We start from the raw sequence: 11,828 nt of genomic DNA on the forward strand, positions 1-11,828 counted from the left end.
GGGGGGCGGGGGGTGGGCGACACCGGCAGGAGGCGACCGAGTCGGCGTGAGGCCGCGATCGCGGCCGCCACCGCACTGATGGCCTTCCTGGTGGTGGGTGGTGCGGCAGGGGTCGTGGTGGGAGGCGCGGGCGCCGTGGCCGTGCTGCTGACCCTGCGGAGGCGGGAGGGGCCGACGCAACGCCGGGAACGCGAGCGGATCACGGCCGACCTGCCGCTGGCGGCCGATCTGATGGTGGCCTGCCTGCGGGCGGGACAACCCATCGCCGGTGCTCTCGATGTGACCGTCCAGGCGGTCGGCGGGCCGCTCGGAGACCGCCTGGCACGGGTGAGCGGCCAGCTGAGGCTGGGAGCCGCACCGGAGCACGCCTGGCTCGCCCTGGCGGCCGATCGCGCGCTCGCTCCACTCGCCCGGACCATGAGCCGGGCGGCGCTCAGTGGCGCTCCGGTGGCCGACGTGCTGACGAGGGCCGCCGACGACTCCAGGCATGCGGCCCGGGCGGTGTCGGCGGCCGCCGCGCGGCGGGTGGGAATCCAGGTGGTCGCGCCGCTGGGCCTCTGCTTCCTGCCGGCCTTCGTCCTTCTCGGCATCGTCCCGGTCGTCGCGGGCCTCGCCGGCGAGATCATGCTCCCCTGAGTTATCCACAGGGGTGACGTGCTCGTGGAGCGCTTTTCCACAGAATCCCGCTCTTGTCCACAGGGTGATGTGAATATCGCGGAACCTGGGGTGACCGACGCCGGGCGGGAGGCACGGCTTCGCATCCTCAGGAGGAAACGATGACTGGATCGAGCACCGATGGTTGCGGACGCGCACTGGTGAGGTGGTGGAGGCGCCGTTCCTCGCTGGGCGCCGGCCCGGGCCGAGACCGAGGCATGTCCACCGCCGAATACGCCGTCGGCACCATCGCCGCCTGCGCGTTCGCCGCCCTTCTCTTCAAGGTCGTGACGAGTCCGGAGGTGCAGGAGATGATCAGAGTCCTCATCGACCGGGCGCTGAACACCACGGGTCAGGGAGCTCAGGCTTGAGGGCCGGATCGTCCGGGTCGGAGGCGGCCGGGCGAAGAGTCCGGCCCGAAGACCCGCGTTTGCGAGCTGGAGGCGATCGGTGATCCCGACGGTCCGTCCAGGTGCCCCGCGCTCGTCGCGGGGGTCGGTGACCGCGGAGACCGCGGCGGCGCTGCCGGCCCTGATGGTGATCCTCGCCGCGGGGCTGTGGGCGATCGCCGTGGTCGGAGCCCAATTGGAGTGCGTGGACGCGGCCCGGGCGGGGGCACGGGCCGCCTCCAGAGGCGAAACACTCGAGCGGGTGAGGAGCGGCGTGCTCGCGGCCGCCCCGGCCGGGCGCAGACGGAGGTGACACGCGACGCAGACCGCGTGCGAGTGGAGGTGAGGGCTGGAGTGAGGCCTCGGTGGGGTCTCTCTCTGCCGGAGGTGACCGTTCGTGCGATCGCGGTCTCCGCCACCGAGCCGGGGGCGGGTGTCGCGGTCTCCGCCACCGAGCCGGGGGCGGGGCGGGCGGGCCCGTCCGTGGAGCGGGATCCGTCCGCGGGGCAGCCGGGCTCGCCTGTAGGGAGCGGAGCGGATGCCTTCCTCGCAGGAAATCGGAGCTCCGGCATCGGGACGGTTGACGGAGGGGTCCGTGCCGCAGGCGATGGATAGCAGGGAGCGCGGTTCGGCGACGGTCTGGACCGCCGCGGTCATGTCGGTGCTCTTCACGCTGGCGATGACGGTGGTGCTCGCCGGGACGGCCAGGGTGGCGCGACTCCGTGCGCAGGCCGCCGCTGATCTCGGGGCGCTCGCCGCCGCGCGGCTCGCCTTCACCGAGCCCGGCAGGGGGTGCGCTGATGCGAGCTCGCTGGCGGTCGCGAACGGGGCCAGGCTCCTGCGGTGCTCCACCGGAGCCGACGGTGTCGTGGACGTCCAGGTCGCGGTGGGGTTCTCACTTCCGGTCGCGGGGGACCGGGAAGCCGTGGCCAGGGCACGGGCCGGCCCCGTGCACATCACCGGCCCGGCTGGGTGAGGCCTGATGCTGAGCCGGTAGGCCCGAGGACGGGGATGAAGTCGCGATCGAATCACAACTTCTTGGACTCATCGTCTAAAAGCCGAAAAGCTCACGTAATGTTCTACTTACCTAGCGTCCATGCCGTCTCGCGTTCAGCTCCGGAAGAGGGCGGCCGCGGCGCGGCCCTCGACGAAGGGAGGCGTCGTGACGACGGTTCGCAGCCTGGTCACCGCGGTGGTGATCGCTCCGATCGTGTCGGTTTCCGCGATGCTCGCCGTAGCGGGCCCCGCCCATGCCAAGGCGAGTCTGGACATGCCGTCACGGGTCACGTCGGACCGGAAGGTGGCGATCTCGGGCCGGGTCGATCTGGTCTTCGACGCGGTGCTCTACGTCAACGGCAGGCAGGTCGCGAAGGGAGACCGGAGCGTCTCCTACGCCTGGGATCCCCGCAGGCATCCGAACGGTCGCCACACCATCAAGCTCGTCGAGCGGGGCAAGCTGCTGGGCGGGAAATGGGATGAGACGTCCCGGACGCTGGTCCAGTCCGTTCCTCCCGCGCCACCCGGCGGGGTGGGTGTCCGGCTGCGAGGTGACCGGGCCGTGCTCACCTGGAGCCGGGGGGCCGAACCCGATCTCCGAGGCTACGAGATCTTCACCAGCGGGATCGGCAGGGTCGGCGCCGTGGGGGTGAGCGGTGCATGCGGCGGAGGCTCGTGCAGCGCGACCCTGGTGCTTCCGGCCAAGGCCGCGGGGAGAAGGATCGGGTTCACGGTGCGGGCGGTCCGGAGCGACGGCAGAGGCGGCACCCTCGTCTCGGGCCGGTCCGCCGCCGCAGTGGTGAGCGTCCCCGCCCCGGAGGCGCCGGAGCGCGCACGTTCCGGTGGAGGCGAAGCGGACCGGCATGGCACCGGTGCCCGGCATGGCACCGGTGCCCGGCATGACACCGGTGTCCGGCGGGACGACTCGAACGGCGGAGAGGACGATCGGCGGTCCGGGGTCGAGAACCTCCCCCGGCTGCCGCAGAAGGACACGGTGACGAGCCGGGCCCGGTCCTCGGAGGCGGCCCCCGAAGAGGTGTCCCCGCCTCAGGAGGAGACCGGAGACGGTGCGGGGCCGGATACGGACTCCGAGGCCGAGGCGGCCGGTTCCACTGCAGCCGGCTTCGGAACGGCGGATCCCGAGGCGAAGGGGGAGGCGGAGAAAGGAGCCGGGACGGGGAGGACGGGTTCCCAGACGGCGGAGACCGCGCCTGCTGGGAAAGCGGATCTCGCCCGTCCCCCCGGGCCGGTGACAGGTGGAATGGGCGGTCTCGGGCTTTTCGTCGCCGGAGGAATGCTCCTGTTGCTTCTCGGTGCGCACGGCGGCGCGTGGGTTCGCCGCAGGTGGTCGACCGGCCGGACCGGTGAACGTGCGACCGGTGGCTCCAGGGAAGGCCCGGCTGCCACAGTCCCGGACGAGGACGCCGTTCCGGACAGGGACGGCATTTCACGTGGTGGGTTCGCTCGGCGTGGCGGCGCTTTTCCGAGTGGAGACGACACCTCACGCGGCGGCGCCGCCATGCGCGGCGGTGCCGTTCCCCGCGATGGCGGAGCCGGGGCGGATCGGAGCCCGGCCGCCGCCGGAGAGACGCCGGGAATACCCCGCCGTCCCGCGGTCATCCTCGCGGTGGTCCGGATGCCGCACTCCCGGAGACCGGCCGGGGGCCCCGCGGATGCACCGCCCGTGACCCGATCCTTCACCGAGGGAGGCGGGAGGGCCCCGGATACGGCGTCACCGGGTGAAATCGATTCCGGCGGAGCGCGACCGGTCGTGCCCGTGGAAGCCGGACAGGCGGTGTCCGCCGAAGCCGGGCGGACCGGACCCGCGGGCCGTCCGGAAGAGCGCGGTGCGACTGCGGAGATCCCGCCCATCCGTTTCGAGTCGGCGGATGCCGCCCTGCCCGCGGCGGCGCCGATTCCTGAGATCGGCAGCGTCGTCCCTGTGGCGATCCGGAGCGGCGGAGGCCGATGGGACGGTTACCTGCCGCCCGCACCCCGCTCCATCGAGGACAGCGGGTTCTGGGAGCGGCCCCAGCCCGGCGCGACGGACTTCTGGGCGGAGGACCGGGACGAGGACGAGCACGACCTCGGCATGCCCGGCGGGTTCCGTTCCGGCCGGCTCCGCTCCGGCGGTGGAGGGCGGCCGTGAACGGTGCCGTCCCGCGGTCGTCCTGAGCGGTCTCCGTCATCCGTCCATCGAGAGCAGGACGGCGAGGAGGCGCAGGGCGCCGGCCTTGTCCAGGGGTTCGTTGCCGTTTCCGCATTTGGGGGACTGGATGCAGGAGGGACAGCCGTGCTCGCACTCGCAGGAGGCGATGGCCTCCCTGGTCGCGGTGAGCCATTCGAGGGCGCGGGAGAACCCTCGTTCGGCGAAGCCCGCGCCGCCCTCGTGGCCGTCGTAGACGAAGACGGTGAGCAGGCCGGTGTCGGCGTGGAGCTCGGTGGAGACGCCGCCGATGTCCCACCGGTCGCAGGTCGCGAACAGCGGGAGCATGCCGATGGAGGCGTGTTCGGCGGCGTGCGCCGCTCCCCCCAGGTCCAGCCCCGCCTCGGCCAGGGGTGAGACCGCCGAGGCGGGCAGCGTCCACCAGACCGCGCGGGTGCGCAGCGTGCGCGGAGGCAGATCGAGCTCCTCGTCGCCGAGGAGCTCGCCGCTCTGCAGACGGCGCTTGAGGTAGGAGACGACCTGGCGGGTGACCTCCACCGAGCCGAAGTGCAGTTCCCCCGGACCGAGCGCGTGCGAACGGAGCGACTCCAGGACGGAGATCTCGGTGACGTCCCTGGCGAAGGTCGTGTAGTCGGGGGTGCCCGCTTCGACCAGCGCGACGCCCGCCTCCAGGTCGAGCTCGGTGACGAGGAACGTCTCCCCCTGGTGCAGATAGACGGCTCCGGTGTGCACGGTCGTGTGGGCCGACGACTCGTCCACGGTCCCCAGGAGGCACCCGGTGGACAGCTCCACCACCTGCACGGGCGCCCCTCCGGAGCCCCGGATGTCGGCGAGGTCGGTCGCCCGTTCCCGCCGGGTCCAGAACCACCCCGTCGGCCGCCGTCTGAGCAGGCCGTCGTCGACCAGTGAGGCGAGAACCTCCTTCGAGGTCGGACCGAAGATCTCCAGGTCCTCCTCGGTGAGGGGGATCTCGGCGGCCGCCGCGCACAGATGCGGGCCCAGGACGTAGGGGTTGCCGGGATCGAGCACGATCGCCTCCACCGGCCGCCCGAACAGGGCCTCCGGATGGTGGACCAGGTAGGTGTCGAGCGGGTCGTCCCTGGCGATCAGCACGGCCAGCGCGTCCTGGCCCGCGCGGCCCGCCCGTCCGGCCTGCTGCCACAGCGACGCCCGGGTGCCCGGCCACCCCGCGATGAGGACGGCGTCCAGTCCCGACACGTCGACACCGAGTTCCAGGGCATTGGTCGTGGCCAGTCCGAGGAGGTCCCCCGACCGCAGCGCCCGTTCCAGTCCTCGGCGCTCCTCGGCGAGGTATCCGGCCCGGTAGGCGGCGACCTTGCCGGGCAGATCCGCGAGGTTCGGGGGGAACGCCGGGGCGGTCGGGGAGGACGAGCCGGACGGGGCCGCCGGGTCCGTCCGGGGTGCGGGGCCGGCCGGGTCCGTTCGGAATGCGAGGTGGTCGAGGTCCGTTCGCGACGGGAGGTCGTCGGGATCCGCGGGGTCCGTTCGGGATGCGAGGTGGTCGAGGTCCGCGGGGTCCGTCCCGGACGCGGGACCGCCGAGGTCGTCCGGGACGAGGAGGGAGGTCGGTGGGAGACCATGCCCGAGGCCAGGTCGGAGAGTCTGGCCCGGGCGGACAGGGCCACGGACTCGGCGGCGCGGCGGGAGCGGACGAAGGCGAGGGTGCGGGTCCCGCCGAGGACGAGGTCGGCGAGGAGGTCCGCGGTCTCCGCCGGGGCGGGCCGCCGGACGGGTGCGCCGCGCTCGCCCCGCAGATCGGTCAGGGGCGGCTCCCAGAGGGCGAAGGTGATCGAACCCCGGGGAGAGGCGTCCATGGTCACCTCGGCCGCCTGGAGGCCCGTCAGGCGCATCGCGAAGGCGCCGGGGTCGCTGGCCGTGGCGGAGGCGAGGACGAACACCGGGGACGAGCCGTACCGGGCGCAGATCCGGCGCAGGCGGCGCAGGATCTGCGCCACGTGGGAGCCGAAGACGCCCCGGTAGCCGTGGCACTCGTCCACCACGACCGTCCGCAGCCGTCGCCAGAAGCCCGACCAGCGGGCGTGGCCCGGCAGCAGGCCGCGGTGGAGCATGTCCGGGTTGGTGAGCACGTAGTTGGCGTGCCGCCGGATCCAGGCCCGCTCCTCGTAGGGGGTGTCGCCGTCGTAGGCCGCGGCGCGCAGTCCGGGCACGTCGAGTGCTTCCAGAGCGCGGAGCTGGTCGGCGGCCAGGGCCTTGGTGGGCGTCAGGTAGAGGGCGGTGCCCCCGTCCAGCACCGAGCTGAGCGCGGGAACCTGGTAGGCCAGGGACTTGCCCGAGGCGGTGCCGGTGGCGATGATCACGTTTCGGCCACGGCGGGCCAGCTCGGCGGCCTCCGCCTGATGTGGCCAAAGACCGAAAATACCCTGGTTCGCCCAGCGCGTAACCAGCGTTTCGCTGACCCAATCCGGCCATCGGGCTTGACCCGCCTGACGTGCTGGAACGTGCTCCACGTGGGTGACGCGCTCCCGACGTGCGGGAACGCCGAGCAGACGGGACAGGAGAGGATCTGCTCGCGACGGTGAGGAAGAGGACGGGCTCACTGGTTTTCAGTCTCGCATCTGTGGGCAGAGTCGCCGGGAATCGTGATTTCGTATAGACACTGAGCGTACGCATGGTTGAATGCCGCGCGTCGGGGCTTGTCGTCTAGGGACCTCCAGGTCCCAGAAGTCACGCCTGAATCGGTATTTTCGCAGGCAAGGCGCTGGAGGATCTGTGGATCTGAAGTTGGACCACCATTCCGAGGACCGTCTCACTATCGTCGAGGTCGAGGGTGAGATCGATGTCTACACCGCGCCCAGATTGCGTGAGCTCCTCATCGACCTGGTCAACAAGGGGAACTTCCACCTCCTGGTCAACAAGGGGAACTTCCACCTCCTGGTCAACATGGAGAAGGTCGACTTCCTCGACTCCACGGGTCTCGGCGTCCTGGTCGGCGGGCTCAAGCGCGTCCGGGCGCACGACGGCTCCCTGGAGCTCGTCTGCACCCAGGAGCGCATCTTGAAGATCTTCCGGATCACGGGCCTGACCAAGGTCTTCGGCATCTACGCCTCGGTCGAGGAGGCCAAGGAAGCCCACGGCCGAGACAAGTAGCCATGGCCACCGTCGAGCTGACGTTCAGCGCCCTTCCCGCCCACGTGCGTACGGCGCGCCTGGTCGCCACCGCGATCGCGCGCCGTACCGGGGTGGAGGAGTCCCTGCTGGACGAGGTACGGCTCGCCGTCGGTGAGGCCTGCTCCCGGGCGGTCGAGGCGCATCGCCTGCACTGCCCGGGGGAGCCGATCCGCATCGAGCTGTGCGACGACTCGGGGCGGTTCGAGGTGATCGTCACCGACGCGGCCCCGAGCGATGAGCTGGAGCGGCAGGAGCGCGCCACGCCCTCTCTCGAAGACCTCCTCGGGAAGGTCCCCGACACGCTGATGTCCGGGTTCGGCATCGCGGTCATCGCGGGGCTGGCTGACGACGTCGAGGTCTTCCCGAGCCAGAAGGGCATGCGCATCCGCATGAGCTGGCCCGCCGCGCCGAACGGCCTGTCCCCGGTCTGATCCGGGGCCGGCCCGCGGCCTCCGGGCGACGGCTTCTCCGACGACCGGACGTGCCCACACGGGCGCGTCCGGTCGTCGTCGTGTCCGGGCCTGGAAGACTCCGTTGCCCGATTCGGTGTGACTTCGCGGAAGCCGATGATGTCCTGCGTCAAGACGGCCTGCCACGGGGGTCCACCGCATGATCCAGGCAATCGGGCAACGGAGTCCTGGAAGCCGGGACCTGCCCGGTCCGACCCTCTCCATGCCCCGGCGGCTTCGTCCCCCATGCCCCGGTATCCGCCCAGGTGGCCTCTCCAGCGATTTTCGGTCTTCTTTAACTGGATAAATGTGTAGCCCGAAATGTCGCGAAAATATTGATATAAGCGGCACTCACCAGCATGAACGGTGGTATAAGCAGGCGGGTTCGCGGGCACTGTTGGACACGTCGCCGATTGGCGGTGTGCAGAGGCTTCATATCCGCGTCCTTGCTGCGTAGACTCCCCGCACCGGCCAAGGTTTGTCCTTCGGACGGGACTCTTGTCGGGTTCCGCTCCGAAAGAAGGTCTGTGGACGCAACCGGAAGCGGCACTGCCAATCGCCCGGATGTGTGCCGCCGACCCACCGATCCACTCATCGCAGCGCACTCCGGGCAGGACGTGTTCCCGTCTTGCCGAGGAGAGTCGGATGTCTGTCCATCTCGCCGCCGTCGATGAGACAGCGGTATCCCTGAGCGGTTCCCACCTGACCATCGTGGTCGTGGTCGCCGCCGTAGCCCTGCTCGCGCTCGCCGTCGCCGGCGGCCTCGTCCGCGAGGTGCTCGCCGCCGACCAGGGCACCGAGCGCATGCAGAACATCTCAAGGGCCGTGCAGGAAGGAGCCGCCGCATATCTGGGGCGGCAGTTCCGCACGCTCGCCGTATTCGTCATCGCCATTCCCTTCCTGCTGTATCTGCTCCCGGCGGTTTCGACGGAGGTGAAGATCGGGCGGTCGGTGTTTTTCGTGATCGGTGCGGGCTTCTCCGCATTGACCGGATTCATGGGAATGTGGCTGGCGGTCCGGGGGAACGTCCGCGTCGCCGCCGCCGCCCGCACCGCCGGAGAGAAAGTGGCGATGCGCATCGCCTTCCGCACCGGTGGTGTGGCGGGCATGTTCACCGTCGGCCTGGGCCTGCTCGGCGCCGCCATCGTGGTGTTCGTCTACAAGGGTGACGCGCCCGCCGTGCTGGAGGGCTTCGGCTTCGGCGCCGCCCTGCTCGCGATGTTCATGAGGGTCGGCGGCGGCATCTTCACCAAGGCGGCCGACGTCGGCGCCGACCTGGTCGGCAAGGTCGAGCAGGGCATCCCCGAGGACGACCCGCGCAACGCCGCCACCATCGCCGACAACGTGGGCGACAACGTCGGCGACTGCGCGGGCATGGCGGCCGACCTGTTCGAGTCCTACGCGGTCATGCTGGTCGCCAGCCTCATCCTGGGCAAGGTGGCCTTCGGCACCGAGGGCCTGGTGTTCCCGCTGATCGTGCCGATGGTCGGCGTGCTCACCGCGATCATCGGCATCTTCGTCACCTCTCCGCGCAGCGGTGACCGCAACGGCATGGCGGCCATCAACCGCGGCTTCTTCATCTCCGCGGCGATCTCCGCGGTGCTGGTCGCGGCGGCCGCCTTCCTCTACCTGCCGGCCAGCTTCGCCGAGCTGGACGGGGTGAGCCCGGCGATCGCGGCCGTCGACTCCGACCCCAGGCTCATCGCGATCGGCGCGGTGCTGATCGGCCTGGTCCTGGCCAGCGCCATCCAGGTCCTCACCGGCTACTTCACCGAGACCAACCGGCGCCCCGTACGGGAGATCGGGGAGAGCTCCGTCACCGGGCCCGCCACGGTCATCCTGGCCGGCATCAGCGTCGGTCTGGAGTCGGCGGTCTACTCGGCGCTGCTCATCGGCGGCGCGGTCTACGGCGCGTTCCTGCTCGGCTTCGGCAACGTCACCGTCGCCCTGTTCGCCGTGGCACTGGCCGGCACCGGCCTGCTGACCACGGTGGGCGTGATCGTGTCCATGGACACCTTCGGCCCGGTCTCCGACAACGCGCAGGGCATCGCGGAGATGTCCGGCGACGTCGAGGGCGAGGGCGCCGCGGTGCTCACCTCGCTGGACGCCGTCGGCAACACCACCAAGGCCATCACCAAGGGCATCGCGATCGCCACGGCCGTGCTCGCCGCGACGGCGCTGTTCGGCGCCTTCCGGACGGCGGTCGAGTCCGAGCTGACCGGGGCCACGCAGGGAGTGAAGGACGCGCTGGGGTCCTTCGCCACGTTCAGCCTCGGCGTCGACTCGCCGAACGTGCTCGTCGGCCTGATCATCGGCGCCGCGGTCGTGTTCATGTTCTCCGGGCTGGCGATCATGGCGGTCGGCAGGGCGGCCATGCGCGTGGTCTTCGAGGTGCGCGAGCAGTTCCGCACCAAGCCGGGCATCATGGCCGGCACCGAGCTGCCGGAGTACGGCCGGGTCGTGGACATCTGCACCCGCGACTCGCTCCGTGAGCTGGCCACGCCCGGCCTGCTCGCGGTGATGACGCCGATCGCGGTGGGCTTCGCGCTCGGATACGCGCCGCTCGGCGCCTTCCTGGCCGGAGCCATCGCCTGCGGCACGCTCATGGCGGTGTTCCTGGCCAACTCGGGCGGCGCCTGGGACAACGCCAAGAAACTGGTCGAGGACGGGCACCACGGCGGCAAGGGCTCCGAGGCCCACGCGGCGACGGTCATCGGCGACACGGTCGGCGACCCGTTCAAGGACACCGCGGGACCGGCCATCAACCCGCTCATCAAGGTGATGAACCTGGTCGCGCTGCTGATCGCCCCGGCCGTCGTGGTCTATGCCGACAACGTGGCGCTGCGGGTCGGCATCGCGGCGGTCGCCGTGGTCGTGGTGATCGCCGCCGTGGTCGTCTCCAAGCGCCGCTCGGTGGACGACGACTCACCGGCCGGGAACAACAGTCCGGACCACGAGCCGGAGCCCGAGCCGATCGCCGGCTGAGCTCCGTACGGCCGGAGCCTCGGCACGGCCCGCGCGGGCGGCTCCCTCGTACGCTCGCGCGGGCGGCTCACCCGTGCGCCCGCCGTACGGCCGGAGCCCCGCTGAACGGGTCCCACGGGCGGCTCGCCCGGGTGGGCCACCGCCCAACGCCTGGCCTGGCCACCGCCCAACGCCTGGCCTGGCCACCGCCGAACGCCCGGCCTGGTCACAATCGAAGGGGTGCGCGGGGAACCGCGCACCCCTTCTGCGCGGGCGGGCGGTCCCGGTGGGAAACTGAGCGGTGACTCCTCCGCACCCAGGGGAGGCGCGTCCCGTCTCCCTTCGCCGAGGCAGCCGGAGGCGGCCGGGTCCGGCCGCCGGGACGACACGACGAGATCTCAAGAGGAGGGACGGCACGCCCCCGCCGGGAGTGCCGGGAACCCGATGGAACAGCAGCCTTCCGGGGGAAAGACGCTCATCATGATCCTGCTGGCGATGGTCGCGGTGTTCGCGGTGCTCGCCGGGATCGCCATGTGGGCGGCGAGGTGAGGATGCGCACGCTGATCGTGCTGCGGCACGCCAAGGCCGCCGACCACACCGGCCTCGCCGACCGGGAGCGTCCCCTCACCGAGAGGGGCGAACGTGACGCCCGCAGGGTCGGTGAGGTTCTCGCCGAGCTGGGGCTCCAGCCTGACCTGGTGCTCTGCTCTCCGGCGGTGCGGACCCGGCGGACCGCCGAGCTGGTCCTGCCCGGAGCTCCCGTCGAGTTCGAGCGGGACGTCTACGAGGCCTACGCCGACGACCTGCTCGCGCTGCTCCGGCAGACCGATCCCGACGTGGGCACGCTGCTGCTGGTCGGGCACAATCCCGGAGTCCATGAGCTGGTCATGGAGCTCACCGCGCGTGACGGCGACCCGGGGTTCCCGCCCGGTGCGTTCGCCGTCATCGAGACCGCCGACGCGTGGGCGGAGCTGGAGAGCGGACGCGCGGTCACCCGGTGGAGCCCGAAGGACCGCTGACCCCGGCCGGCCCCCGGCCTCGGGGTCGGCTGAGGGCAGG

Annotated in this window: 11 protein-coding genes and 1 pseudogene; 9 read left to right on the forward strand and 3 right to left on the reverse strand. The window is 71.4% G+C overall.

Features of this window, described 5'->3' with window-relative positions:
• The 4 genes from ACWJ6R_RS04785 to ACWJ6R_RS04800 all read left to right on the forward strand — a co-directional run.
• A partial coding sequence (locus tag ACWJ6R_RS04785) for a type II secretion system F family protein (RefSeq protein ID WP_449061017.1) occupies window positions 1–636 on the forward strand: 636 nt, incomplete at its 5' end.
• A 236-nt stretch (window positions 637–872) separates the two neighbouring features.
• Window positions 873–1,025: a DUF4244 domain-containing protein gene (locus ACWJ6R_RS04790; RefSeq protein ID WP_449061018.1), complete on the forward strand. Its 153-nt coding sequence runs from the start codon at window positions 873–875 to the stop codon at window positions 1,023–1,025.
• Window positions 1,026–1,104: 79 nt separating this feature from the next.
• Window positions 1,105–1,356, forward strand: coding sequence for a TadE family type IV pilus minor pilin (locus tag ACWJ6R_RS04795; protein WP_449061019.1), 252 nt, complete (start codon window positions 1,105–1,107; stop codon window positions 1,354–1,356).
• A 282-nt stretch (window positions 1,357–1,638) separates the two neighbouring features.
• A complete protein-coding gene (locus ACWJ6R_RS04800; RefSeq protein WP_449061020.1) occupies window positions 1,639–2,019 on the forward strand; it encodes an Rv3654c family TadE-like protein in 381 nt (126 codons plus the stop codon).
• Between the two features lie 134 nt (window positions 2,020–2,153).
• Here ACWJ6R_RS04800 and ACWJ6R_RS04805 read toward each other — a convergent pair whose 3' ends face one another.
• Both ACWJ6R_RS04805 and ACWJ6R_RS04810 read right to left on the reverse strand, forming a co-directional pair.
• Window positions 2,154–2,315 (reverse strand): hypothetical protein, encoded by a 162-nt coding sequence (locus ACWJ6R_RS04805; RefSeq protein WP_449061021.1) that lies wholly within the window; start codon window positions 2,313–2,315, stop codon window positions 2,154–2,156.
• 327 nt (window positions 2,316–2,642) lie between these two features.
• Entirely contained in the window at window positions 2,643–2,771 is a 129-nt protein-coding gene (locus ACWJ6R_RS04810; protein WP_449061022.1) for a hypothetical protein, read from the reverse strand.
• Between the two features lie 1,210 nt (window positions 2,772–3,981).
• On the opposite strand from ACWJ6R_RS04810, the gene ACWJ6R_RS04815 reads away from it, so the two are divergent.
• On the forward strand, window positions 3,982–4,188 hold the full coding sequence (locus ACWJ6R_RS04815; RefSeq protein WP_449061023.1) for a hypothetical protein: 207 nt from the start codon (window positions 3,982–3,984) through the stop codon (window positions 4,186–4,188).
• Window positions 4,189–4,224: 36 nt separating this feature from the next.
• Here the strand turns inward: ACWJ6R_RS04815 and ACWJ6R_RS04820 are convergent.
• Window positions 4,225–6,657: pseudogene (locus ACWJ6R_RS04820) on the reverse strand (DEAD/DEAH box helicase); the annotation flags it as partial.
• 300 nt (window positions 6,658–6,957) lie between these two features.
• On the opposite strand from ACWJ6R_RS04820, the gene ACWJ6R_RS04825 reads away from it, so the two are divergent.
• From ACWJ6R_RS04825 to ACWJ6R_RS04840, 4 genes are all read left to right on the forward strand, one after another.
• Complete coding sequence (locus tag ACWJ6R_RS04825) at window positions 6,958–7,335, forward strand: STAS domain-containing protein (RefSeq protein WP_449061024.1); 378 nt, start codon at window positions 6,958–6,960, stop codon at window positions 7,333–7,335.
• A gap of 2 nt (window positions 7,336–7,337) precedes the next feature.
• Window positions 7,338–7,787 (forward strand): ATP-binding protein, encoded by a 450-nt coding sequence (locus ACWJ6R_RS04830; RefSeq protein WP_449061025.1) that lies wholly within the window; start codon window positions 7,338–7,340, stop codon window positions 7,785–7,787.
• 663 nt (window positions 7,788–8,450) lie between these two features.
• Entirely contained in the window at window positions 8,451–10,790 is a 2,340-nt protein-coding gene (locus tag ACWJ6R_RS04835; protein ID WP_449061026.1) for a sodium-translocating pyrophosphatase, read from the forward strand.
• A 530-nt stretch (window positions 10,791–11,320) separates the two neighbouring features.
• On the forward strand, window positions 11,321–11,788 hold the full coding sequence (locus ACWJ6R_RS04840; protein WP_449061027.1) for a SixA phosphatase family protein: 468 nt from the start codon (window positions 11,321–11,323) through the stop codon (window positions 11,786–11,788).
• The last annotated feature ends 40 nt before the right edge of the window (window positions 11,789–11,828 follow it).

The sequence above is a fragment of the Planomonospora algeriensis genome (assembly GCF_977012225.1).